Genomic DNA, 25,959 nt, shown 5'->3' with positions numbered 1-25,959 from the left:
ACCTTTACTCGATCACACCCGTCAGGTCGAACTCTGCCAATGTCTGGGCGATCACCTCGCGTAGGTGCGACCGCGAGTTGTTCGCACCGGGCTGATAGCTCATCACCGGCACGACGACCTTACCGCCCAACCGCATCGAGGCCACCGTCATCAAACCGCGGCGCCGTTCGAGGACGTCGGCCGTCAGATGGCGGTCGATACCACGGAAATAGAACCGCTCGGCCACCGTGCCGTCGACCCGCAGCAGGTCGTCCGGGACATCTCCCAGATTCGAGCAGGACACCGGGACGTCGGCGGAAAACGCGAAGGTCATATCCGCGATGCGTCCCATCGCCCGCCGCGGCAGGAAACGGATCAGCGGCAACAGCTCGACCATCTCGTCGGGGGTCTGTCGTGCGGTCTGGATGGCTTGTTTGATCGCCAGCCGAGCCCCGGAAAGGTCCTTGGTGACAGGGCCGGGATCGAAGGTGGCGTTGGCGATGCTCACCACGTTCCCGCCGGTGTCTTCGAGGGTCTCGCGTTCGCTGACCGGGATCATCAGCGTGACCGCCCCGTCACTACCCCGGGTCCGGCCGAGGATCTCGGCGAGCTTGCCCGCGAACCCGGCAACCAGCGAAAAGTGGTTACCACCAAGGCTTTCCGCGCGGGCATCCCATTGTTCGATGTCGACCAACGCGGTGGTGAACGCGGTCTCGACGTACGTGCTGGGATGGGCGGCAGGCCGAGGCGGTGACACCGTGTCGTCGCGGCGCACCAGTTCACCGCGGCGGCGGGTGGCCACCTTGGCCGCCCGCTTCAGTGTCCGGCCGATCTCGGGCAGATCGTCGACAAGCTGGTTGAGGTCCTCGATCAGCGCGCGACGCCGGGTGCGCGATCCCCTGGACGGATAGCCGATGTCGGTACCGGTGCCATGGACCGCGGCCGCCACCGACACCACGGCACCCGCGCCGTCGACCACGGTGTGGGACAGCACCAGGCTGACCGCGGTGCTTCCGTCGGTGAAAGGCTGAACACCCATTCGCCAGGCCGGCCCGTGTTCGGGATCGAGCGGCAGCTCGACCTGTTGATGAGCCCAGTCGTACAACTCAGCGCGCGGCCGGAGCTGCTCGGTGATAGCCAGCGGCGCCTGCGGACCCGGCGCCGAGACCCACCGATGCCGACCGAAGGGCAGCGGCGACGTCTCGATCAGCCGGCCGACCAAGCCATGACCGAAGTCACGGTGGAACCGGCGGACGCCATCGAGGTCCAGGTCGTGCTCGTAGATCCACAGGACCTGCATCACCGCTTCTTGGCCCGCGCCCCGCAGCGCGAGCAGCAGCGCTTGATCGGTGTACGAGACCAGGTTGTCGGCCCCCGAAGACCCGGCCCGGCGCCAGGAACTCGCGGACCGGTGGCGATCATCGCCCACCGAGGTCAGACCGTTGCTTTGGGCAGACGCGGTGACGACACCAGTTCGGAGCGGCCGTCGGCCACCCGCAGATAGACACACTTCATGTGCTCGACGAACTCGGCCACCGACTCCCGGGCGATCGGATTGTCCGGGTAGGCGACGGTGATCATGGTGCCGTTGGCGCGCCGGTTCACCCACATACCGACCTGGTTTGCGGCACCGAGGTCGGTGTAAATGTGGCCGTTGAGCGCGTACCACTGCGACATGATGACCGGGTTCAACGGCGGCAGGCCGACGTCGAGGTAGGACAGCATCGGCACGCCGGGGCCGGGCGGCCGGATGCCGGGTACCGACTGCGCGAGCTCGTAGACCCGTTCGATCGGGACGTTGGCCGTCGACATACCCGTGTCGAACGACGCCTGGGCGGCGCGGGCCACCTCGGCGAACGAACGGGCCGCGACCGGCACCGACAGCGGCACCACGCCCGTGAACCAGCCGGTGGTCATGAACTCCGCCGGGGTGCTGCGCGTGGTCGTCGGCGTGATGACGTAGTAATTGTCGTCACCGGTCAGCTCGCGGTGGGCGACCGCCGCGCAGGCGAACACCCCGCCGATGAACCGGACGCCGGCCGCGGTACACGCCGACTCGAAACGGTCGGTCTCGTGGTCGTCCATCAGCTCCATGGTGAGCAGGTCACCGGTGCAGTGCGCGCTCGAATCACCCAGCGGCAGCGGGAACGTGGGCATCGTGCCGCCGTTGCTGTCCAGGAACTCCAGCCAACCCTGGACGTCGGGAGACTCCAGCGTCAGCTGCGAGGTGTAGTCGTGCTGGCGCACGCAGTAGTCCTGGTAGCTGCCGGCCTCCGGCAGCTTGATCGGTGCGCCACCACCGGCCAGCGCCTCGTAGTTCATGTGCATCTCCACGAACAGCGCCACCATGAACATGGCATCGGCGTGCAGGTGGTCGACGCTGACGTAGAACGTGAAGTGGTCGGCACGCTGGATCACGCCGAACCGGAAGCAGTCCCACTCGAGCGGGCTGGGCGTGTCCAGGACGTGCATGCGCCACTGCGCCGAGTTCATCTCGCCGTGCTTGGTGGCGACGAACTGGATGTCGCTCGGATTGCTGAGCGTGTGCCGGACGAGGTCGTCGTTGTCGTCGAACTCGAACCAGCTGTGGTAGGTGTCGTGGCGCCGCAGGTACGAGTTGATGACATAGGTCATCGCCCGCACGTCGCACCGGCCCGGCATGTTCCACGCCGGGATCAGCAGCCGCGCCATCTCCAGCCCGTTGGCCGAATGGTTGCGGTAGCTGCGGATGTGCTGGGCCTGCTGGTAGCTGGCAGGCACCGAACTGACCGGCGCGTCCTGAACCTTCTTCAGGCAGCCCGGTGACGGGCTCCAGGACACCACAGTTCCCGGTGTATCGACCCAATCATGGATCGCAGTAAGCGAAACCACCCTTGATTCCCCTATCGACCTATCAGCGGGATGGAACTGACGTGATGACGCCGGCCAAGGTTTCACATAATCCTTCGGCCAACGACCGCACCGTCGTTATGTCCATCGATCGCACACGTATTCCCGTTTCAGTTTCGATGCGGGTTCTCAACTCCAAGTTGCCCAGCGAGTCCAACCCGTACTCAGAAATCGGCCGGTCCGGGTCGATCGAGCGGCGCAGAATCAAACTGAGCTGCTCGGATACCAGACGGCGAACCCGGGTGGGCCACTCCTCGCGCGGCAGCTCATGCAACTCTGCACGGAAACTGCTGGTGTCTGCGGGCCGGTCGCCGCTGGCCTGGAAGGCGTCGGCGAATGGGCTGCGCGCGGCAAGGTCGGTCAGCCACGGCGTGCCGATAATCGGCGCGTAGCCGGTGTAGGCACGGTCGTGGCGCAACAACTCCGCGAACGCATGCGCACCCTCCTCCGGGCTGATCATCGCGGTATCGCCGGCCGCGGCCAGGTGCTTGCCCGCGCCGATCTGGTCCCACGCCGCCCACGCGATCGCGGTGGCGGGCAGGCCCTGTGAGCGACGCCAATGGGTGAACCCGTCCAGCCAGCTGTTGGCCGCCGCGTAGGCGCCCTGGCCGGGCGAGCCCATGAGCGCCGCCGCCGAGGAGAACGAGCAGAACCAGTCCAGCGGCTGCGCCGTGGTGGCCCGGTGTAGATGCCACGCGCCGTAGACCTTTGGCGCCCAGTCCCGGTCGATGAGCTCGTCGCTGATGTTGGTCAGGATGGCGTCCTCGACGACCGCCGCGGCGTGCAGCACGCCCCGCACCTGCAGTCCTGTCGCGGTGGCGGTCGCCACCAGGCGGTCCACCGTCTCGGACAGGGCGATGTCTCCGCTGACGACCTCGACCTCGGTGCCGGCGGCCCGCATGCGGTCGATCTCCTCCAGCGCGTCGGCCTTGGGCTCCGAACGGGAGTTCAGAACGATCCGTCCGCAGCCGGCAGCGGCCATCTTCGATGCGAGGAACAAGCCCAGACCGCCGAGGCCGCCTGTGACGATGTAGGAGCCGTCGCGGCGGAAGACCTTGGCCTGCTCCGGCGGCACGACGACGCTGCTGTGCCCGACCTTGGGCACCGACAGCAGCAGCTTGCCGGTGTGCTCGGCGGCACCCATCACGCGGATGGCGGTGGCGGCGTCGGCCAGCGGGTAGTGCGTGGTCTCCGGCTGCGGCAGGACACCTTCGGCGGTCAGCCGGTAGACGGTGTCGAGCAGTTCGCGGATCTGCTCGGGGTGCGTGCTGGCCATCAGCGCCAGGTCGACCCCGTAGAAGGACAGGTTGCGCCGGAACGGGTACAGACCCATCCGGGTGTCCCCGTAGATGTCCTTCTTACCGATCTCGACGAACCGTCCGCCGAAGGCCAGCAGCTCCACCCCGGCGCGCTGTGAGGCGCCGGTCAACGAGTTGAGCACGATGTCCACGCCGTACCCGTCGGTGTCGCGGCGGATCTGCTCGCCGAATGCCGCAGTGCGCGAATCGTAGACGTGGGTGATGCCCATCTCGCGCAGCGTGTCGCGGCGTTCCTCGGTGCCGGCCGTCGCGTAGATCTCGGCGCCGGCCGCGCGTGCGATAGCCATCGCGGCCTGGCCCACACCACCGGTGGCAGAGTGGATCAGCACCTTGTCGCCGGCCTTGATCCGGGCGAGGTCGTGCAGCCCGTACCACGCGGTGGCGGCGGCGGTGGTGACCGCGGCCGCCTGGTCGTCGCGCAGGCCGGCGGGCAGGGTCACGGCCACGTCGGCGGCACAGGTGACGAAGGAGCCCCAGCAGCCGTTGGTCGACATGCCACCGACATGGTCACCGACGCGGTGGGAAGTGACCTGAGGGCCGACCGCGGTGACCACGCCCGCGAAGTCGAGGCCCAGCTGCGGCTTGAGGCCCTCGAAGCTCGGGTAGCGGCCGAAGGCCAGCAGCACGTCGGCGAAGTTGAGGCTGGACGCGGTGACGGCCACCTCGATCTGGCCGGGCCCCGGCGGGATGCGGTCGAACGCTGCCAGCTCCAGGGACTCGATGTCGCCGGGCGTGCGGATCTGCAGCCGCATGCCGTCGCGGGCGTGGTCGACGACGGTGGTGTAGCGCTCGTCGGGCCGCAGCGGGCTCGGGTAGAGATGAGCGGTGTACCACTGGCCGCGGCGGAACGCGGTCTCGTCCTCCTCATTGCCGGTCAGCAGCTGCTGGGCGACCAGTTTGGCGTCGGTGTCGTCGTCGACGTCGATCTGGCTGGGACGAAGCTGCGGGTACTCGGCGCCGATGACGCGAAGCAGGCCGCGCAGGCCTGCCTGCTCCAGGTTGGGCCGGTCGTCGGCGAGCACCGTCTGGGCGTTGCGGGTGACTACATACAGCCGCGGCGCCTCTCCTTCGGTGTCGGCGACGTCACGGGCGATCCGCACCAGGTGGCGGACGTGCTCGCCGCCTCGATGGGGCAGCTGCTCCTCGGGGCAACCGGTGCGGCCGGCGGTGACGACGACGACGTTGTCGAAGGCGCCGGCCGAGAAGTGGGCGGCGAAGCGCTCGGCGTTGCCCGCGTGATCGCTCTGCTGCGGCCACGACATCGTGGTCACGTCGGCGTCGTTGAGCTTGAGCGCGTCGGTGAGCGCCGAGGTCAACAGGTCGGCGGCGTCGGAGGTGCTGACCAACAGCCAGGTCGCCGAGTTGCCGTGGGTGATCTCGCCGAGCTGATGCTGGCGCCACTCGATAGCCAGCAGCCGCTCGTTGAGGACCCGATCGCCCTCGTTGGCCTCCGACATGCCGCTGCCCATGGCCAAGCCCTGCACGGAAAAGAGCACGGTGCCGTAGTCGTCGAGCAGGTCGATATCGGCTTCCACCGACGAGCCGTCCAGCGACGTCACGCGGGTCAGGCAGTACCGGGCATTGCGGGTCGGGCGGTGGACACGCAGTCGTCGCACGCCCAGCGGGAGCAGCAGGCCACCGGTGCCGGACGCCTGCACACCGGGGTGCGCGGCGACCGACTGGAAGCAGGCGTCCAACAACGCCGGATGCACACCGTAGGAGGTCTGCTGGTTGCGGATGGCGGTCGGCAGGCCGATCTCGGCCAGCACGGTGTCAGCCGTCTCTTCTGCCGCGTTGACCGCGACCAGCGCGGTGAACGCCGGACCGAACTGCACGCCGCGCCCGTCGAACCACTGCCGGACACCTTCGCCGTCGGCGCGGTTGGGATGCGCGTCGCGCAGCACGTCCATGTCGTAGGTGCGGGGCTCGTCGTCGTCGGCAGCGCACAGGACCGCGCCGGCACGGCGTTCCCGCTCACCGTCCTGGTCGGTCTCGACGACGAAGTCCAGAGCGCCCGATGCTCCGGCGGAGGCGACGGCGCTAACCGGAGTCTCGTCCTTGAGCAGCAACATCGCGTCGAACGTGACGTCGCGGACCTCGCAGGCGTCACCGAAGACAGTGCGTGCGGCGGCCAGGGCCATCTCGCAGTACGCCGCGCCGGGCAGCGCCGCGACGTTGTTGATCTGGTGGTCGGCCAGCCACGGGTGTGCGCCGGTGCCGACTTCGGCGGCCCACGCGTGCCGCTCGGGCTCCTCCAGCAGACGCACGTGTGAACCCAGCAGCGGGTGGGCGGCGACCAGATGGGCGCCGCGGGACTGCTCCGCACCCTCGGGGGCGAGCGCCAGGCTGCGGTGAGTCCATGACGGCAGCGGCGCATCGACCAACTCGCCGGCAGCGAACAGCACCGAGAAGTCGACGTGCGCGCCGGCCGCGTAGAGATTGCCCAGGAATTCCCCGAGCCCGTGCGGAACCTCCTGGCCGCGCCGCATACCGGCGATCGCAGCGACGGAGATGTCCAGCGTGGCCGCGGTCTGGTCGATCGGACGGATCAGCAGCGGGTGCGGGGACAGTTCCGCGAACACCCTGAAGCCGTCCTCGAGTGCGGTCTGCACGGCGGCCGCGAAGCGCACCGTGTGACGCAGGTTGTCCACCCAGTAGTCGGCGTCGCAGTACGGCTGCTCACGCGGGTCGAAGGAGGTCGCCGAGTAGTAGGGCACCTCGGGGGCCTGCGGGGTGAGATCGGACAGCATCTCGGCGAGTTCGTCGAGGATCGGGTCAACCTGCGGGGAATGCGACGCGACGTCGACGTTGACCTCACGGGCCATGATCTCGCGCTGCTCCCAGGCCGCCACGATGCGGCGCACCGTCTCGGTGTCGCCGCCGATGACGGTCGACTTCGGTGAGGCCACTACGGCGACCACGACGTCCTCGATGCCCTGCTTTTCGAGTTCTTCGCGTACCTGCTGGGCGGGCAGTTCGACCGACGCCATCGCGCCGCCGCCGGCCAGCCGCAAGCACAGCAGCGATCGGCGGCAGATCACCTTGACGCCGTCTTCCAGCGACAGCGCACCGGACACCACGGCCGCGGCGACCTCGCCCAGCGAGTGGCCGATCACCGCACCGGGCTGCACGCCGTAGGACTTCATCGTCTCCGCCATCGCGACCTGCATGGCGAAGATCGTCGGCTGGACCCGGTGGATACCCTCTACCGTCTCGAGCGAGGTCATCGCTTCGGTCACCGAGAAGTCGGACTCGGCGGCGATGAGCGGCTCGATCTCGGCGATCTTGGCGGCGAACACGGGTTCGGTGGCGAGAAGTCCGGTTCCCATCGCGGCCCACTGCGAGCCCTGGCCGGAGAAGATCCACACCGGTCCACGGTCGTCGTGGCCGACCGCGGGCTGGAAGGGCTCGTCGCCTCCGGCGACCTGACGCAGCCGCTCGACCAGATCGGCGCGATCATCGGCGATGACGGCGGTACGGACCGGGCGGTGCCCGCGCCGACGGGTCAGCGTGTAAGCGAGGTCAGACAGCGAGAGCTCGTCACCGGCGGTCTCGACCCAGTCGGCCAGCCGCTCGGCGGTGTGGCGCAGCTCCTCGACCGAAGTCGAAGTCACCGGCACGAACAGAAGGTCGGCGTGCGCGTCGGTGGCCGCCGTCGTGGCGCCGGCCGACTCGGGAGCTTGCTCGAGAACCGCATGGACGTTAGTTCCGGACATGCCGTAGGAGGAAACCGCAGCGCGCCGGGGTACGCCGTCCTGGTCGACCGGCCACTCCGTGGTCTCGGTCGGGACGAACAGTCCGGTCTCGATCTTGGCGACCTTCTCGGGCAACCGGTTGAAGTGCAGGTTCTGCGGGATGACACCGTGCTGGACGGCCAGCACGGTCTTCATCAGACCGAGGACGCCTGCCGCAGATTCGGCGTGGCCGAAGTTGCTCTTGACCGAGGTCAGCGCGCACGGCCCGGCCGAGCCGTAGACCCGTGAGATGCTGTTGAACTCGATGGTGTCACCGACGGGTGTCCCGGTGCCGTGTCCTTCGACCATGCCGACCGTAGCCGGATCGACGCCGGCCACCGCGAGGGCGGCGTTGAACACCGAGACCTGTGCCTCCTCCGACGGGGTCAGGATGTTGCCGGTCCGGCCGTCCTGGTTGGCAGCGGTGCCGCGGATGACAGCCATGATGCGGTCGCCGTCGCGCTGGGCGTCGTCGAGACGCTTGAGCACGACGACCCCGCAGCCTTCCGAGCGCACGAAGCCGTCGGCGGCGACGTCGAAGGAATGGCAACGGCCTGTCGGCGACAGCATGCCCTGCCCGGAGGCGGAAGCGTAGAGGCGCTGATCGAGCATCAGCATGACGCCACCGGCGAGCGCCATGTCGGTTTCACCCTCGTGCAAGCTGCGGCAGGCCTGATGGACGGCGACGAGGCTCGACGAGCAGGCGGTGTCGGTGGTCAGCGCGGGGCCGTGCAGACCCAGCGCATGCGAGACGCGGCCCGAGGCCATGCTGAACGGGTTTCCGGTGAAGGCGTAGGCCTGGTCGAACGCGCCGGCGTCACTGGTGACCATCGCGTAGTCGTCGTGCGACATGCCGATGAAGACACCCGTGGCTGTGCCCGCCAGCGACGACGGCGTGAAGCCGGCCTGCTCGGTAGCTTCCCAGCAGGTCTCGAGCAGCACCCGATGCTGCGGATCCATCGCGATGGCCTCGCGCTCGTTGATGCTGAAGAAGTCGGGGTCGAAGCCCGTGACGTCGTCGATGAAGGCACCCCACTTCGACACCGAGCGGCCCTGGACACCGGGCTCGGGGTCGTAGAGGTCGTCGGCGTCCCAACGGTCTGCGGGGATCTCAGTGACCAGGTCGGCGCCCTCGAGTAAGGCCTCCCACAGCTTGTGCGGGGAATCGATACCACCGGGCAGCCGGCACGCCATGCCAACGACGGCAACGGGGGTCACAGATGTCTGACGCACGTCCGCTCACACCTCACTTCTTGACGCGGGGCAGGGCCTTCAACCTGACGTATGTAGCGCAGTCACCAAGCCGAAGTTGCCAATGTGCTGGGTAGCCTAGCCGTTTTTCGTTAAGACCGCGAGAAATGTTTCATGTTTCCGATTAGGGATAGTGCAATGTTGCCGCCCCCTACACCTCTTTCCGCCGGTCAGGCCACTATCTGATAGCTGAGCCGCCGAAGTCGCAAACCGGACACGCCGGATTGCCGATCACAAAGACGTCCTGAAACAGGCTCTTGTACAGGCCTTTTGACCCGGTTTCCGACGCGGCCAACCCCTTCGCCGGGCGCCCGCGGCGGCAGCTACAGCGCTCTGGACGAAGTTGCAGAGTGTTAACCGACGCACTCGGGTCACGATTGGGCATCTATGCCCAATGAGCAAATATCGATTATTCGGGCAGAACGGGACCGGCATGGGCGGAAAACAATGGGCGATCCTAGGTCGACGAATAGCAATTCACTTGGCCCCCGAGTACCGTCCGAACCCGCTCCCAAATGGATCCTTCCTGAGAATTTCCGCTACTTCACCTCAGGTAAATAAAACCCTCTAGCCTGCGCCTACTCCAGAGGAGCACAGGTTATGGCAACTAACCTGAGAGTAGGCTGAGATTAGCTCAGACAGCAGTCTACGGGCTTGATAACGACCACACAGAATTACAGATCGAGGCGCCGAACACCGGCCGCATGGGATTTATATCTGGTGTTCAGCAAACGCTGCAGGATAAATGTCCGGCTATTCGCCGATATTGGGGAGACTTTTGCCAAAAAGCCAACTTGGGAGTGGTTCAATAGCACCCCAGTGACATTTCTCACCCGCGCAGTTGCCCCATCTGAAGGACCTGTAGAAGTTTGCTGGACGTTGCTAACAGGGGTGATCGGCGCACCGAAGGCCCACTACAGCAGCGTTCCGACCAGCGGATACGCGCAACACCGCGGTGAACTCAGCCGGCGACGACCCCGGCCGCAGAGGCGGCAGCAAACGGTGCGCCGAACTCGGCGACCGGCTCGAACCCGTGCTTGCGCGCCGCGGCCGCGCCCCGGCGGACCAGGGCGGCAGTGGCGACGAACCCCGCCTGGTCGGCGACCACGAGAGGTGTCAACAGCCGGTTGTGCACGAAGCCGAAGGACAGGCCCGCCTCAGGGATGGCCCACCCGAGCGATCCGCCCAGCCCAACGTGCCCGAAGCCGGGCAGAACCCCGGGAATCGCCAGCGCGTGGTATCCCAGGTGGAACGACATCGGGAGGATCAGATTGCGGTCCGGCGTCAGGCTGCGCCGGCCGGTGAGACCTTTCACCAGCTCAGCGGACAGGTAGCGGCGGCCGTCGATCTCGCCGCCGTTGGCGATCGCGCCGTACATGCGGGCCAGGCTTCGCGCCGTTGCGACGCCGTTGGCGGACGGCAGCTCGCTGTCCAGCAGCGGCATGTCACCCTGGACGACCGCCCGCATGCCAGGGAAGTACATAGACCCAAAGATCGCCGAGACCTCGAGGGCGGCGACGCGCGGTGCGACCGCGTTGAAGACCGGATTGGGAATGCTGAACTGCGGGCCGATGATGCTGGCGGCCTGGGTGGGCGCACCGGCAGGCGGCCTGCCCAGGTGGATTCCGTCGGTGTTGAGCGGCTCGGCCACCTCGGTGCGAATCAGCTCCCGCATCCCCACCCCGGTCACCGCGCGGGCGAGGCCCGACAGCAGCCAACCGTAGGTGAGCGCGTGGTAGGCGGGCTTGCCGGCGTACCGGCCGACCGGTGCCGCGGCGACGCGCTCTTCCATGTGGAGGTGATCCAGGAGCTCCCGGGTGCGCACGCCGCGCAGGTGAGCCAGCCCGGCCCGGTGCCGCATCACCTCCCGCACCGTGATCGCGGCCTTGCCGTTGGCCCCGAACTCGGGCCAGTACTGCGCGACGGGGGCGTCGTAGTCGATCAGACCGCGGTCGACCAGGCGGTGGATGACCGTGGACGCCACGCCCTTGGTCGCCGAGAAGACCATGGCACCGGTATCCGCCGTCCACCGGGCCCGCCCGCGCCGGTCCGACCATCCGGTCCACACGTCGACCACCGGCTTGCCGTCGAGGTACACCGCCAATGCTCCACCCCCGAATCGCGGGTGTGGAAACAACGCCGCGAAGCTCCGCAGCGCGCAGGCGAAGCTCGGGTCCGCGGAACCCTGCACCCCGTGGGGCAGCGCGCTTTCCCGCCTAGAAGTCGCCTGAGTCACAGGTAAAAATTTAACCGCACTAACCACACCTGCAACAAAATGTTGCCAATTCGTTAACTAGGACGCGGCTCGTCAGCTTGACTGGTCGGCGACAGCCAGAATCTCCTGGGCCGCGAGCGCGGGGGTCAGTTCCCCGTCACGCACCTGCCGTTCGACCTCCGGGCGCAGGGCACGCACCGCCGGATGGTTGAGCACTCGGTCGAGCACCGCGTCGCGGACCATCGACCACGTCCAGTCCACCTGTTGGGCGCGCCGGCGGGCCTCGAACTCGCCGGCCCGACTCAACACGTCGCGGTGTTTCTCGACGGTCTCCCACAGCTCCCGCAGGCCGCTGCCCTCCAGTGCACTCATTGTCAAAACCGGTGGGCGCCAGAGTGTTTCGCGAGGATAGATGAGCCTGATCGCCGCCGACAACTCGCGGGCGGCCGCCTTCGCCTCGGTCGCATGCGACCCGTCGGCCTTGTTCACCACCACGATGTCGGCGAGCTCCAGCACACCCTTCTTGATGCCCTGCAGCTGATCACCGGTGCGCGCCAGGGTGAGGAACACGAAGGTGTCGACCATGTTGGCCACGGCCACCTCGGACTGTCCCACCCCGACGGTCTCGACAAGGATCACGTCGTAACCGGCGGCCTCGAGCAGCACGATCGTCTCGCGGGTGGCCTTGGCGACCCCGCCCAACGTGCCCGACGTCGGCGAGGGACGGATGTAGGCATCGGGTTGTACAGCCAGCCGCGCCATGCGGGTCTTGTCACCAAGAATGGAACCGCCGGTGCGGGTGGACGACGGGTCGACAGCAAGCACCGCGACCCGGTGCCCCCGCTCGATGAGGTACATGCCCAGCGCCTCGATGGTGGTCGACTTCCCCACCCCGGGCACCCCCGTGATGCCGACGTGCAGCGCCTTGCCTGCGTCGGGTATCAGCTCCAGGAGCAGGCGCTGGGCCTGGTCACGATGGTCGGTACGGGTGGATTCCACCAGCGTGATCGCCCGCGGGAGCGCGGTACGGTCGCCGCCGCGAATCGCTTCGGCCAGTGCTGCGATGTCCGTAACCGGGGCCATCAGCTGAGGTCGTAGCCGAGCCGCCCGGCAAGTTTGAACAGCAGGTCGACCGCGGCGTCGGCGATCACCGTCCCGGGCGGGAAGATCGCGGCGGCGCCGGCGGCGTAGAGCTCGTCGAAGTCGCCGGGCGGGATGACGCCGCCGACGACGATCATGATGTCCTCGCGGCCCACCTCCGCCAGCGCGTCACGCAGCGCCGGGACCAGTGTCAGGTGCCCGGCAGCCAGCGAGGACACCCCGACCACGTGAACGTCGTTGTCGGCGGCCTGGCGGGCGACCTCTTCCGGCGTGGAGAACAGCGAACCGACATCGACGTCGAAGCCGATGTCAGCGAAGGCGGTGGCGATGACTTTCTGCCCTCGGTCGTGGCCGTCCTGCCCCATCTTGGCGACCAGGATGCGCGGACGGCGTCCGTCGGCCTCGGCGAATCTTTTCACCAGTTCGGTTGCAGCAGCCACGTTCTGGGCCTTCCCGACCTCGTCGCGGTACACCCCGGCGATGGTGCGGATCTCGGCTTGATGCCGGCCGTACACCTTCTCCAGCGCGTCGGAGATCTCACCGAGGGTGGCCTTGGCCCGGGCAGCGTTGATCGCCAGGGCGAGCAGGTTGTTGCCTAGACCGTCGGAACCGGCAGCGCCCTCGGCCGCGGCGGCCCTGGTCAAGTCGTCCAGCGCCGCCTGGCAGGCCGCCTCGTCGCGCTCACCGCGTAGCTGCGCCAGCTTGGCGATCTGCTCGGCACGCACCCGGCTGTTCTCGACTTTGAGGACCTCGATGTCCTCATCCTCGTCGACCTGGTACTTGTTGACGCCGATCAGCGGCTGGGCACCGGAGTCGATGCGCGCCTGCGTACGCGCGGCGGCCTCCTCGATCCGCAGCTTCGGGATGCCCTCGTTGATGGCCTGCGCCATTCCGCCGTGCTCGGCGACCTCGGCGATGTGCGCCCGGGCCTTCTCGGCCAGCTGGTAGGTCAGCCATTCCACGTAGTAGGAGCCAGCCCAGGGATCGATCGGCCGGGTGGTGCCAGACTCCTGCTGCAGCAGCAACTGGGTGTTTCGGGCGATACGCGCCGAGAAGTCGGTCGGCAGCGCCAGCGCCTCGTCGAGGGCGTTGGTGTGCAGCGACTGGGTGTGGCCCTGAGTTGCGGCCATCGCCTCGATACACGTCCGCGCGACGTTGTTGAAGACGTCCTGGGCGGTCAGCGACCAGCCCGAAGTCTGCGAATGGGTGCGCAATGACCTGGATTTCGGGTTTTGGGTTCCAAATCCGGCGACCAGCTCGCTCCACAACAGCCGCCCGGCCCGCAGCTTGGCGACCTCCATGAAGAAGTTCATCCCGATGCCCCAGAAGAAGGACAACCGCGGCGCGAACTTGTCGATGTCCAGGCCGGCGTCGCGGCCGGCCTTGAGGTACTCCAATCCGTCGGCCAGCGTGTAGGCGAGCTCGAGATCAGCTGTGGCACCGGCTTCTTGGATGTGATAGCCGGAGATTGAGATCGAATTGAACTTCGGCATCTTGGCGCTGGTGTAGGCGAAGATGTCGGAGATGATCCGCATGGACGGCTTCGGCGGATAGATGTAGGTGTTGCGGACCATGAACTCTTTGAGGATGTCGTTCTGGATGGTGCCGGCCAGTTTCTCCGGCGGCACCCCCTGCTCCTCGGCGGCAACCACATACAGCGCCAGGATGGGTAGCACCGCACCGTTCATGGTCATCGACACACTGACCGCGGACAGGTCGATGCCGTCGAACAACTGGCGCATATCCAGGATCGAGTCGATGGCAACACCGGCCATCCCGACGTCACCGGCAACTCGGGGATGGTCGGAGTCGTAGCCGCGGTGGGTGGCCAGGTCGAACGCCACCGACAGGCCCTTTTGGCCGGCGGCCAGGTTGCGCCGGTAGAAGGCGTTGGATTCCGCGGCGGTGGAGAACCCCGCGTACTGCCGGATCGTCCACGGCTGGTTGACGTACATCGTCGGGTACGGACCCCGGATAAACGGCGGTTCGCCCGGGAAGCTGTCGAGCGGGTATCCCGCGGCGACGACGGCGTCGCGGTCGACGCCGACGTAGACCGGTTTGACACCGATGCCTTCGGGGGTCTGCCACTCCACCTGCTCGGGGACATACCCGTGGGTGGCCGCCGCGGCGGCGACATGGGCGGTGACGTCGGCTTCGGTCGGCGGCGGCGCCGTCCGGCTGCCATGAAGCGGAACCTCGGCGAAGCTGGGTACGGGTGACGTGCTAGCCGCAGCAGCGGCGGCGGCCACATCGGACTGAGTCATGGATCAGGCCCCCAATCGGGTGAGCAGGGACGAAAGCGCCTCGACGGCATCGATTTTGGCGGTCAGGTAACCGTCGGGTCGGGACTCCGCGGATACTTCGGCGACGGCCTTCTCCGGGCCGGCGAGCAACACCTGCTCGACGCCGGCCGCGTGCGCCGCATCGACCACCGCGGCGGCGTCGGTGCCGTATCGGGCGTCGGTCCCACAGATCACCGCCACGGATGTGCCGGCATCGGCAACCGCCGCCGCCACGCCCGCCGCGTCGACGGTGCCGGGGTTGAGTGCTTCGATCCCGCCGGAGGCCAGCAGATTGACAGCGAAGGAGGTGCGAATGTTGTTCTCCGCCAGCGACCCGAGGGGCAGAAGCACCACTTTCGGGCGGGAGCCGGTGCGCTCGCGGTAGGCGTCGGAGCGGTCGCGCAGCGCCTCGAAACCGGATGCGTAACGCCGCACTGTCGTCGAAGAGTCGAAGTGCGGCAGCGGCGGTTCGGACAGGTTGGGGAACTCATTGATTCCGGTCAACGGTGTCCGTCTATGGGCGATGTCGTCGGCACGGCGTGCCCGCACCTGCTCGATTTGCTCGGCGACGTGATCCCGCGCGGCCACGAATCCGCCCCGCGCCTCGATGTCCTGGAAATGCGTCCACGCTTGTGCCGCAAGGCTTTCAGTGAGATCTTCGACGTACCACGAGCCGCCCGCGGGGTCGATGACCCGGCCGATGTGCGACTCCTCCAGCAGCAGCAATTGGGTGTTGCGCGCGATCCGGCGGGCGAAGCCGGCGCTGATACCGGGAAACCCGCCTGGGATCGCCACGTCGAACGGCAACACCTGCACGGTGTCCGCTCCCCCGACGCCCGCGCCGAAGGCGGCCAGCGTCGTGCGCAGCATGTTTACCCAGGGGTCGCGCTGCGTCATCATCGGAAGCGACGTCACGGCGTGTATCGTGGCCGCCCCGTCCTGGGGATGGCCCAACACATCGGCAACTCGGGCCCACAGCTGGCGCGCCGCACGGAATTTGGCGATCGTCATGAACTGATCGTCGTCGGCCACCAGCCGGAAGCTGATCTGGCGCAACGCGGCGCCAACGTCGGCACCGGCGTCGACCAACAACCGGACATAGGCCACGGCCGCACCGAGGGCACCCGCGAGCTCCCACGCGGCATTGGCGCCACGATTGTGGAAGGCCGGGCCGTCGACGGTGATCGCGCGCACGCCGCGGCTGCCGGCCAGGCCCGCGGCGAGGCGCACCACCTCGTCGACCGCAGGGGCTCCCAGGCCGCTGAGCGGTTCGGTTAGCGGGTCGGCGCCCAGGTCGATCGACATCCCAGCGCGGCGCGCGTCGTCCGCACCGGCCACCAGCGCCAGCACGGCGTCTGCGGCGTCGGCGAAGTCGGCACCGGCATCGACGATCAGCGGCGCGAGTTCCAGGTAGACCCCTTCCAGGAGCCGGTCCAGCTCACCGGGTGCCACGCCGGTTGCCCCGACGCGCAGGACCAGCGCGCTGACCCCGTCGGCGAGCGCGCCCAGCACCACGGCGTTGCCGTCGGCGACCGCGCCGGTGAAGCCGGCGGCCGGGAAGACGTCGGCGACCTTCCAACCGGCGACGGCGTCCCGGTGCGCATCACCGCCACGGACGAAGGGCCAGGTCCCAGGCAGCGGCGGTTCGGGCAGCGCATCGAGCACGGTGTAGAGGGCCCGGATCGGAAAGCCTTCGTAGGTGGGCGATTCCAGCAGCTGCTCGGGCTCGGCCGGCAGATCCGCGACGTCGCGCCGGCTGCTCTTGGCCAGCACTCCCGCCACTGCACCGCGCCAACGGGCGCGGGCTTCTTCCACGTCGTCCGAGACCTCTACCGACACCGGCAACTCCTGTTGTCGCAGCATGCGGCGTCCCCGACCGGGACACGCCATCCGACCATCAGGCTAAATGATGACCTTCGGCGTGACGTCGCCGACTGTCCTGCCGGGGGGTTATTCGCGTCTCCCCCGCGAACTGGCGCCAGCAGAGCCGTAACCTTGGTAAACGTGACGTCGAAGACCCGGACTACGTGGCGCCGCGTGCGCTCGGCGGTGGTCTCGACGGCGCGGCAGGTGTCCCCGCTGCGGTTGGCGTTGACCGTTGGCGCCGTTGTGATCCTCGTCGCAGTCGCTCTATGGGTGCCGCTGCCGACCGCCCTTCAGCTGCGGGACTGGGCGACATCGGTCGGCCCGTGGTTTCCGCTGGCTTTCCTCGGCGCGCACATCGTGGTGACGGTGTTCCCGTTCCCGCGCACCGCGTTCACGCTGGCCGCCGGCCTGCTGTTCGGTCCCGCGCTCGGGGTGGTGATCGCCGTGGTGGCCAGCACCGTCAGCGCGGTCTTCGCCCTGCTGCTGGTGCGCGCGTTGGGCTGGCACCTCAGCGGTCTGGTCCGGCATTCGGCGGTGGAGTCGGTGGACGCGCGGCTGCGGGCCCGGGGGTGGCCGGCGATCTTCTCGCTGCGGATGATCCCGGCAGTGCCGTTCTCGGTGCTCAACTACGCCGCGGGCGCCTCAGCCGTGCGCGTCGGACCCTATCTGCTGGCCACCCTTGCTGGACTTATCCCGGGCACCGCCGCGGTGGTGTTCCTCGGCGACGCCCTGACCGGCAACATCAGCCCGCTGCTGGTGCTGGTGTCGGTGTGCACCGCGGCGGTGGGTGTCGCCGGCCTGGCCTATGAGGTCTGCGCGCACCACAGGCAGAGTGCGGACTAGCTGTCGGACCCGTGCCGCGGCGTCGCCTGCGCCGGCGGGAACTGCTGCTGTTCGGACAACGGCGGGTACTGCATCTGCGGCGGTGGCGGCGGCGCAGCGATCGCACTGACATCCGAGGACCGTGCGTCGGCGACGGCCGCCGCGACGGCCTGGGCGATCTCCGGATCGGTCTTCGTGTCGAACCAATCGGCGACCTCGTCGCTGTCGTCCTCCGGCTTGGGCAGATCGTTCTCGACCGGCGAGGGCTGATAGCGGAACACGCCGTCCTCGCCCGGAGCGCCGAGCAGCTTGGTGAAACCCTGCAGCGCGGAACCGAAGTCGCTAGGCACCAGCCACACCTTGTTGGCCTCACCCTTGGCCATCTGCGGCAGGGTCTGCAGGTACTGGTAGGCCAGCATCTCCGGGGTAGGCCGACCGGCCTTAATCGCGGCGAACGTCTTCTCGATGGCTTTCGCCTGGCCCTGCGCCTGCAGGTAGGACGCGGCACGTTCCCCCTGGGCGCGCAGGATCCGGGACTGCCGGTCGGCCTCGGCGGTCAGGATCGCAGCCTGCTTGGCACCCTCGGCAGCCAGGATCTGCGCCTGTTTCTGGCCCTCGGCCTGCTTGATGGCGGCTTCGCGGCTGCCTTCGGCGGTCAGGATCATCGCGCGCTTCTCCCGGTCGGCGCGCATCTGCTTCTCCATCGAGTCCTGGATCGACGGCGGCGGGTCGATGCTGCGCAGCTCGACTCGGGCCACGCGCAGGCCCCAGCGGCCGGTTGCCTCGTCGAGCACACCGCGCAGTTGCCCGTTGATCTGATCGCGGCTGGTCAGCGTCTGTTCGAGGGTCATACCACCGACCACGTTGCGCAGCGTCGTCGTGGTCAGCTGCTCGACACCGACGATGTAGTTGCTGATCTGGTAGACGGCTGCCTGCGGATTGGTGACCTGGAAGTAGACGACGGTGTCGATGTTGACCGTCAGGTTGTCTTCGGTGATCACCGGCTGCGGCGGGAAGGACACCACCCGCTCGCGCAGGTCGACCCGGGCCCGGATCTTGTCGATGAACGGGATCAGCAGCGTGAGCTGGCCGGACACCGTCTTGCTGTACCGCCCGAGCCGTTCGATGACCGCCGCCTCGGCCTGCGGGATCAGGGCGACCGACTTGGCGACGACGATGATCGCGAAGATCACCAGCACCGCCAGCAGGACCAGACCTGCGATGGCACCGTCCATGGGCGAATCTCCTTATACGTTCTTCCAGACGACGGCCGTCGCACCGTCGATGTGCATGACGGTGACCTGATCGCCTGGTTCGTACACATCGTTGTCGTTGAAAGGCCGCGCCGTCCAGACTTCGCCGTCCAGCTTCACCTGGCCTTGTTGATGCGACACCCGGTCGAGTACCAGTGCGTGCTTGCCTTCGAGCGCTTTGACCGGTTCGGGCAGCCCCTTGCCCACCGTCAGCCTGCGGCGGACTACGGGACGGACCAGGACCAGCAGGAGAACCGAGACAACCGCGAACACCGCACCGTCGGCCCAGACCGGCAAGTCCAGCGCGGCACTGGTGCCCGCCGCGGCGAGCGCACCACCGGAGAGCATCAGCAAGAACATGTCACCGGTCAGTGCTTCGGCACCGGCCAGACCCAGGGCGAACACGAGCCAGATCAGCGCCGCGGGCATGTTTCCGACGATACGCGGTCACCGGCGGCGCCGACGCGGAAAGCCGGTTCGCGGGAGAGCCACTACACTGCGAGCATCATGTGGTGCCCTAGTGTTTCGCTGTCGATGTGGGCCAATGCCTGGCTGGCCGGCCGGGCTGCCCCCGATGATGTTCTGGACGCGTTATCAGTCTGGGCTCCAACACATTCGGTGACGGCATACGACTCCGTAGCCGCCGGCCACACCGGTCTGCCGTGGCCGGACATCGACGACGCGGGCGCCGTGTCGCTGCTGCAGACGCTGCGCACCGTCGCCGGCCGGGCCCCGAACCCCGGCGGGCCAGGGCGTCCGGCGATCAGTGTGGTGCTGCCGGTTCCCGGTGACGTCCGCGGACTTGCCCCCGGCACCCAGTTCCAGCGCGATGCGCTGGCCGCCGGTGAAGCCATCATCGTCACCAGCACGACCGCCGACACCATCGGACTGGTTCCCGATTTCGAGTACGACGACAGCGAAGACGAGCTGCCCGACGGGGATCGGCCGCCCGAGTTATGCGCGTTGTCGTGGACGGTCTACTCGCTACCTGCCAGCCCGGTGGTCGATTACGTGGATCTCGGCGACGCGGAGTACACCCTGCGTTCAGCGGTACGCTCCGCGGCTGAGGCGCTGGGCACCCTGCAGTTGGGAGCCAGCGGCGGCGTCGACGATCCGCGCGGGCTGGTCGAGCAGGTGCTGGAAGCCAGCCGCCACCACCGCGCCCCCGATCACGCGCCGACGCGGGCGCTTCGAGTGCTCGAGAACGCGGCACACGTCGACGCGATCATCACCGTGAGTTCGGGCCTTATGCCGATCGGCACCCAGAGCGCCTCGGAGGCTCAGATCGCCAACGACGCGCTGCGGCCGCTGGCCGGCGTGGTGCGCTCGGCGCGGATCGCGGCGGTCACCGCGATCCTGGAGTCGGCCTGGCGCTAGCCGCCGCCGCGCTGGCCACACAGTCCGCGGTACAAAAACGCCCGTTGACGCTCGATCCGTAGCCTGCAACCGGCTGCGCTCCAACAACTCTCGTCGCCTCGCGGCCGTCGCGGTTTTCATCGACCAGGTCGAGCACCAGCTGGGCGAAACGCCGTTGCGCATTCGGCGTGGTGGCCCGGGCCAGAGCCACGCCGAGTTCCTCGGCTTGCTCAGCCAATTCGTTGTCCAGGTCCCAGATCACCTCGATGTGGTCGGAGACGAACCCCACCGGGCAGACCACGACCGCCGCCGTGCCCGCCTCGGCGAGTGCCGAGAGGTGATCTCCCACATCGGGTTCCAGCCACGGCACCTGCGGCGGTCCGGACCGGGACTGCCACACCACGTCGTAGTCCTCGTAGCCGGCCGCCGCCGCGACCAGACCGGCGGCGTAGCGGACCTGGCGCGCATAGAGATCCGGCCCGCACCGGTCGGCGGCGCGCAGCGGAATCGAATGGGCGGTGAAGACCAGCCGGGCCTCGTCCCGAACCGGCTCGGGCAGGCTGGCCGCGGCCTCGGTGACCGCGTCGGCGAACATCGCCACCAGTAGCGGGTGGTCGAAGAACTGCCGCAGCTTCACCAGTTCGGGCGCGTGGTCGCCGACGGCGGCACGCGCCCGGGTGATGTCCTCCTGATACTGCGAGCAGCCCGAGTAGCCACCCCAGGCCGACGTGGCGAACACTGCGGCACGGCGGATCCCGTCGGCGGCCATCTGCGCGACGGTGTCCTCAATGAGCGGATGCCAGTTGCGATTGCCGAAGTACACCGGCAGCTGCTCACCGCGTTCGCCGAGTTCGGCCCGGATCTCCTCGATCAGGTCACGGTTGATCTGATTGATCGGCGACACACCACCGAAGTGAAAGTAGTGCTCGGCGACGCTGGCCAGCCGCTCCGGCGGGATACCACGGCCGCGAGTGACGTTCTCCAGGAACGGCATCACCTGCTCGGGACCCTCCGGCCCACCGAAGGACAGCACGAGCAGCGCGTCGAACGCGGTCGGCGGGTGCATCGGCTACAGCAACTGGGTGCTGGCGCCGCCGTCGGCGTAGACGACCGTGCCGGTGGTGGCCGGCAGCCATTCCGAGAGCAGGGCGCAGACGGTCTTGGCGACGGGGGTGGGATCTTTCATGTCCCAGCCCAGCGGCGCACGCTGATCCCAGCCCTCTTCGAGTAGCTGCATCTGGGCACCAGCCTCGTCACCGAGCGCACCGCCCACGATGGCGCTCATCGCGAGCGTCCGAATCGGTCCGGCCGCAACAAGATTCGAACGCACACCGTACTGCCCGGCCTCGCGGGCCACGAAGCGGTTCACCGACTCCAGCGCGCTCTTGGCCACCGTCATCCAGTTGTAGGCCGGCATGGCGCGGGTGGGGTCGAAGTCCATGCCGACGATGCCGCCACCGCGGTTGATGATCGGCAGGGTGGCCTTGGCCAGCGAGGCGTAGGAGTAAGCCGAGATGTGGATGCCCTTGGCGACATCGTCGTAGGGCGCGTCGAAGAACGGGTTGACGCCCATGCCCGTCTGCGGCATGAAGCCGATGGAGTGCACCACGCCGTCGAGCTTGTTGCCCTCGCCGATCACCTCGGTGACGCGCTCGGCCAGGCTGTCCAGGTGCTTCTCGTTCTGCACGTCGAGCTCCAGCAGGGGCGCCGGGCTGGGCAGCCGGTCGATGATGCGCTGGATCAGGCGCAGCCGGTCGAAGCCGGTGCAGATGACCTGCGCGCCCTGCTCCTGGGCCACCCGCGCAATGTGGAACGCGATGGATGAGTCGGTGATGATCCCGGTGACCAGGATGCGCTTGCCGTCGAGCAGACCTGCCATTGTGCTGACTCCTTGTTCAGGGGAAGTTTCGTAAGACCAGAGGTTGTCGGTCAGTGACCCATGCCCATGCCACCGTCGACAGGGATCACTGCACCGGCGATGTAGCTCGCGTCCTCCGACGCCAGGAAACTGACCGCACCAGCGACCTCCTCGGCGGTGCCGACCCGCTTGGCGGGGATGAAGTCCAAGGCGCCGGCCTGGATGCGCTCGTCGAGGGCACGGGTCATCTCGGTATCGATGTAACCGGGGGCGACGACGTTGGCGGTGACACCTGCCTTGGCGAGTTCCCGCGAGATCGACCGGGCCATGCCGATCAGCCCGGCCTTGGCCGCGGCGTAGTTGGCCTGGTTGCCGATCCCCCACATGCCCGAGACCGAGCCGATGAAGATGATGCGGCCGAAGCGCTTGCGCTGCATGCTGCGCGAGGCTCGCTGGGCGACCCGGAACGCCCCGGTGAGGTTTGCGTCGATGACCTCGGTAAACCGCTCCTCGGTCATCCGCATCAGGAAGGCGTCCTTGGAGATACCGGCATTGGAGACCAGCACCTCGACCGGACCCTGGTGCTCCTCGACCTCCTTGAACGCGCGGTCGACGGCGTCGTTGTCGGTGACGTCGCACACCACGCCGAACAGGCCCTCGGGCGCCCCGGATCCGCGGTGGGTGACCGCCACCTTGTGGCCGTCGGCGGCCAGGCGCTGTGCGATCGCCAGACCGATGCCCCGGTTTCCGCCGGTGACCAGCACCGAGCGGGAGACGAACGGCGGGCGGGCGGCGGATTCCGAATCGCTCATGTCCGTCAACTTAATGCCTCGACTCGCTTTCCTTAAAATTGGCGATTGCGGCGCGCTGACCGTCGCCGGGCGACCGAAAGCGCGCCGAAATCACTGGCGAATCAGCCGGGCAGGCGGCGGTTGATCAGCAATGCCGCCAGCGCGGCCAGCGCCAGGACAAGCGACCCGAGCCGCAGCCAGCCGGTGCTGGCGTCGCCCTTGACGGTCTCGTAGCCGATCTGGTCCTGCAGCGAGGTGAACACCTCTTTGAGCTGCTGCAGGCTCGACGCGGTGTAGGCGTTGCCACCGGAGAGCTCGGCGATCTTCTTGAGCATGTCGTCGTCCACCGGGACCGGCTGGCGCTGGTCGTTGATCTCGACGTAGCCGTAGGGGGTGCCGAAGGACACCGTCGAGATCGGCACGCCCTGGTCTTTGGCGGTGCGCGCGGCGGTGAAGGCGCCCTTGGGGTTGTCCGGGTTGGACGGCACGGTCTCCTTGCCATCGGACATCAGCACGATGCGGGCCGGCGGCGGGGTGTCGCCACCGCCGATGACGGCACCGACAGTGGCGATGGCCTGCAGCGAGGTGAAGATCGCCTCACCGGTGGCCGTGCGGTCGGCCAGCTGCAGCTTGTCGATCGCGTTCTTGGTGGCCTCGCGGTTGGTGGTCGGCGACACCAGCACGGTCGCGGTTCCGGCGTAGGCGATCAGACCCAGGTTGATGCCGGGCGTCAGCTGGTCGGCAAACTGCTTGGCAGCCTCCTGCGCGGCGGCCAACCGGCTGGGCTCGACGTCGGTGGCCCGCATGGACTGCGAGACGTCGATCGTCAGCATCACCACCGCGCGGTTGCGCGGAATGCGCACGTCATGGGTCGGCCCGGCCATCGCCACGGTCAGCAATATCAGCGACGCAACCAGCAGGATGGCCGGTAGGTGCCGCCACCGGCTGGGGCGTTTGGGCGCAACGCTTTCCAGCAGTTCCATGTTGGCGAACCGCAGGACGCGCTTCTGGCGGGCGAACTGGACGATGACGTAGAGGCCGACCAGTCCGGCCACGACGAGCAGAAACACGAAGAACCACGGATGTTCGAAGCCGGTCAGCGTCATCGGCCCGAGCAACGGCAAAGTCATAGCGAACCTGTCATTTCTCTTTCGCTCACTGGCTGCCGGCGAGGGCGCCGCGGCGACGGGAGGCGACAAAGCGCACGATGTCGGCGATCCAGTCGCGGTCGGTGCGCAGCGTCATCAACGGGGCACCGCACCGGCGCAGCGTCCGGGCGACCTCCGCGCGGTGGGCGGTGGCGGCCCGGGCGAAGTCGTCGCGCAGTTGTTCGTCGATGGTGAACTCGCGGGTGACCCCGGATTCGGTGTCCTGCAGGATCACGTCGCCGACGTCGGGCAGCTCGACATCGCGGGGGTCGAGGACCTCGATGCCCAGCACTTCGTGCCGGGCGGCGATGGCTCGCAGGGGCCGCATCCAGTTGATCGGGCCGAGGAAGTCGCTGATCACCACCGCCATGCCGCGACGCCGCTCCGGCCTGCGCAGTCCGTCGATGGCCGCGGCCAGGTCCCCGCGAACGCCCAGCGGCGCCCTGGGGGCGGTGGCGATGGCACGCAGCAGCGCCTGTTCGTGTTGGCGGCCCCCGCGGGCCGGCATCCGCACCACCGAGTCACCGTTGGCGATCAGCGCACCGATCCGGTTGCCGCCGCCGCTGTTGAGGTAGGTGATCGCCGCGGCAGCAGCGACAGCGAGGTCCCGCTTCTCGCAGCCGGTGGTGCCGAAGTCCAGGCTCGCCGACATGTCGACGACCAGCCACGTCTCCAGCTCACGGTCGGCGATCATCTGCCGCACGTGCGGGTGCGTGGTGCGGGCCGTCACCGACCAGTCCATCCGGCGGACGTCATCGCCCGGCTGGTAGAGCCGTGACTCCCCCGGTTCGGAACCGGGGCCAGGGATCAGGCCAAGGTGGTTGCCCTGCAACACCCCGTCGAGCTTGCGTTTGACCGTCAGCTCGAGGGTCCGCAGAGCGGCCGACAGCTTGGCGTCACCGATCTCACCGCGCTGGAACGACGGCGGGTGGACGGTATCGGAGTCGCTCACCGACCGTTGGCGCCTGCCGCGGCGGGAACCACCGGGGGCACCGAATGCCCTTGCTGCGGAACGGCGTTCACCTGGGGAAGGGCGACGGTCTGCAGAATGCGGTTGATCACCGTCTCGGCCTTGACGTCATCGGCCAGCGCGTCGTAGGTCAACACTAGGCGGTGCCGCAGCACGTCCGGGATGACGTCGACGACATCCTGCGGGATGACGTAGTCGCGGCCGCGGACCAGCGCCAGCGCACGGGCGGCGGCGATGACGCCGAGCGAGGCACGCGGCGAGGCACCGAAGGCCACCCACGACTTCACGTCGGGCATACCGAACTGCTCGGGCCGCCGGGTCGCGGTGATGACGCGGACCACGTAGTCGACCAGCGCGTGGTGGACGAAGTTGTTGGCCGCGACGCCCTGCAGGCGCTGCAGATCACCGGTGTTGAGGATCTGCTTGGGCTCCGGCGGGGTGACACCCATCCGGTAGATGATCTCGCGCTCCTCCTCCGGAGAGGGGTAGTCGACGTTGATCTTGAACAGGAAGCGGTCGCGCTGGGCTTCCGGCAGCGGGTAGACGCCCTCGTTCTCGATCGGGTTCTGGGTGGCCATCACCAGGAACGGCTTGGGCAGCGGATAGTCCTTGCCGCCGATGGAGATCTTGCGTTCGGCCATCACCTCCAGCAGCGCGGACTGGACCTTTGCCGGCGCACGGTTGATCTCGTCGGCGAGCAGGAAGTTGCACATGACCGGCCCGAACTCGGTGTCGAATTCTTCGCGACCCTGCCGGTAGATGCGGGTACCGATGATGTCGGTGGGCACTAGGTCCGGGGTGAACTGGATGCGGGCGAACGTGCCGCCGACCACCTTGGCGAAGGTTTCCACCGCCAGCGTCTTGGCCACACCGGGGACACCTTCGAGCAGCACGTGGCCCTTGGCCAGCAAGCCGACCAGGATGCGCTCGACGAGCTGATCCTGGCCCACGATGATGCGCTTGACTTCGAAGATCGCCCTTTCCAGGGTGTGCACATCGCCGGCCAGGCCATTACCGCCGGGCGGCTGCTGGGCCGGGGCTCCGCTCGGCGCGGCAAAGCTCCCGGGGCCCGTAGAACCCGGGGCCGACCCACCTGGTGACGTCATCGACTTCCTCCACAGCTGT

At 68.0% G+C, this 25,959-nt stretch carries 17 protein-coding genes; 2 read left to right on the top strand and 15 right to left on the bottom strand.

What is annotated here, in order from left to right:
* Window positions 1–4: 4 nt before the first annotated feature.
* The 7 genes from ACXDF8_RS04005 to mutA form a co-directional block, all read right to left on the bottom strand.
* Window positions 5–1,408: a hypothetical protein gene (locus tag ACXDF8_RS04005; RefSeq protein ID WP_457221949.1), complete on the bottom strand. Its 1,404-nt coding sequence runs from the start codon at window positions 1,406–1,408 to the stop codon at window positions 5–7.
* Between the two features lie 5 nt (window positions 1,409–1,413).
* Window positions 1,414–2,850, bottom strand: coding sequence for a condensation domain-containing protein (locus ACXDF8_RS04000; RefSeq protein ID WP_457221948.1), 1,437 nt, complete (start codon window positions 2,848–2,850; stop codon window positions 1,414–1,416).
* Window positions 2,851–2,872: 22 nt separating this feature from the next.
* Window positions 2,873–9,154, bottom strand: a complete 6,282-nt coding sequence (gene pks2 / locus ACXDF8_RS03995; protein WP_457221947.1) for a sulfolipid-1 biosynthesis phthioceranic/hydroxyphthioceranic acid synthase — start codon at window positions 9,152–9,154, stop codon at window positions 2,873–2,875.
* Window positions 9,155–10,133: 979 nt separating this feature from the next.
* Complete coding sequence (lipL, locus tag ACXDF8_RS03990; RefSeq protein ID WP_457221946.1) at window positions 10,134–11,408, bottom strand: esterase/beta-lactamase LipL; 1,275 nt, start codon at window positions 11,406–11,408, stop codon at window positions 10,134–10,136.
* Window positions 11,409–11,480: 72 nt separating this feature from the next.
* Window positions 11,481–12,470, bottom strand: coding sequence for a methylmalonyl Co-A mutase-associated GTPase MeaB (meaB, locus tag ACXDF8_RS03985; RefSeq protein WP_457221945.1), 990 nt, complete (start codon window positions 12,468–12,470; stop codon window positions 11,481–11,483).
* Window positions 12,470–14,752 (bottom strand): methylmalonyl-CoA mutase, encoded by a 2,283-nt coding sequence (scpA, locus tag ACXDF8_RS03980; protein ID WP_457221944.1) that lies wholly within the window; start codon window positions 14,750–14,752, stop codon window positions 12,470–12,472. Before scpA ends, meaB begins: the two co-directional genes overlap by 1 nt.
* A gap of 3 nt (window positions 14,753–14,755) precedes the next feature.
* The gene (gene mutA / locus ACXDF8_RS03975; RefSeq protein ID WP_457221943.1) at window positions 14,756–16,633 is read right to left on the bottom strand and encodes a methylmalonyl-CoA mutase small subunit; all 1,878 of its coding nucleotides are present in this window, start codon (window positions 16,631–16,633) and stop codon (window positions 14,756–14,758) included.
* A 141-nt stretch (window positions 16,634–16,774) separates the two neighbouring features.
* Here mutA and ACXDF8_RS03970 point away from each other — a divergent pair, with 141 nt between their 5' ends.
* The gene (locus ACXDF8_RS03970; RefSeq protein ID WP_457221942.1) at window positions 16,775–17,479 is read left to right on the top strand and encodes a TVP38/TMEM64 family protein; all 705 of its coding nucleotides are present in this window, start codon (window positions 16,775–16,777) and stop codon (window positions 17,477–17,479) included.
* On the opposite strand, the gene ACXDF8_RS03965 is transcribed toward ACXDF8_RS03970, so the two are convergent.
* The gene (locus ACXDF8_RS03965) at window positions 17,476–18,693 is read right to left on the bottom strand and encodes an SPFH domain-containing protein (protein ID WP_457221941.1); all 1,218 of its coding nucleotides are present in this window, start codon (window positions 18,691–18,693) and stop codon (window positions 17,476–17,478) included. The two genes, ACXDF8_RS03970 and ACXDF8_RS03965, sit on opposite strands and share 4 nt — an antisense overlap.
* Before the next feature lie 12 nt (window positions 18,694–18,705).
* A complete protein-coding gene (locus ACXDF8_RS03960; RefSeq protein ID WP_457221940.1) occupies window positions 18,706–19,140 on the bottom strand; it encodes an NfeD family protein in 435 nt (144 codons plus the stop codon).
* A gap of 78 nt (window positions 19,141–19,218) precedes the next feature.
* On the opposite strand from ACXDF8_RS03960, the gene ACXDF8_RS03955 reads away from it, so the two are divergent.
* The gene (locus tag ACXDF8_RS03955; protein WP_457221939.1) at window positions 19,219–20,088 is read left to right on the top strand and encodes an Rv1486c family protein; all 870 of its coding nucleotides are present in this window, start codon (window positions 19,219–19,221) and stop codon (window positions 20,086–20,088) included.
* On the opposite strand, the gene ACXDF8_RS03950 is transcribed toward ACXDF8_RS03955, so the two are convergent.
* The 6 genes from ACXDF8_RS03950 to moxR1 all read right to left on the bottom strand — a co-directional run bounded on the left by ACXDF8_RS03950 (window position 20,057) and on the right by moxR1 (window position 25,940).
* On the bottom strand, window positions 20,057–21,133 hold the full coding sequence (locus ACXDF8_RS03950; protein WP_457221938.1) for a ferrochelatase: 1,077 nt from the start codon (window positions 21,131–21,133) through the stop codon (window positions 20,057–20,059). The genes ACXDF8_RS03955 and ACXDF8_RS03950 overlap by 32 nt on opposite strands.
* A gap of 3 nt (window positions 21,134–21,136) precedes the next feature.
* On the bottom strand, window positions 21,137–21,946 hold the full coding sequence (gene inhA, locus ACXDF8_RS03945; RefSeq protein ID WP_457221937.1) for an NADH-dependent enoyl-ACP reductase InhA: 810 nt from the start codon (window positions 21,944–21,946) through the stop codon (window positions 21,137–21,139).
* 50 nt (window positions 21,947–21,996) lie between these two features.
* Window positions 21,997–22,737, bottom strand: a complete 741-nt coding sequence (gene fabG1 / locus ACXDF8_RS03940) for a 3-oxoacyl-ACP reductase FabG1 (protein ID WP_457221936.1) — start codon at window positions 22,735–22,737, stop codon at window positions 21,997–21,999.
* A 101-nt stretch (window positions 22,738–22,838) separates the two neighbouring features.
* A complete protein-coding gene (locus tag ACXDF8_RS03935; RefSeq protein WP_457221935.1) occupies window positions 22,839–23,846 on the bottom strand; it encodes a VWA domain-containing protein in 1,008 nt (335 codons plus the stop codon).
* 25 nt (window positions 23,847–23,871) lie between these two features.
* Entirely contained in the window at window positions 23,872–24,816 is a 945-nt protein-coding gene (locus tag ACXDF8_RS03930; RefSeq protein WP_457221934.1) for a DUF58 domain-containing protein, read from the bottom strand.
* The gene (gene moxR1, locus ACXDF8_RS03925; RefSeq protein WP_457221933.1) at window positions 24,813–25,940 is read right to left on the bottom strand and encodes a chaperone MoxR1; all 1,128 of its coding nucleotides are present in this window, start codon (window positions 25,938–25,940) and stop codon (window positions 24,813–24,815) included. The genes ACXDF8_RS03930 and moxR1 overlap by 4 nt, the downstream gene beginning before the upstream one ends.
* Between the last annotated feature and the right edge of the window lie 19 nt (window positions 25,941–25,959).

The organism is Mycolicibacterium sp. CBM1 (assembly GCF_054073305.1).
Note: the sequence above shows the minus strand (reverse complement) of the source record. Positions and strands in the feature narration are given on the sequence as shown.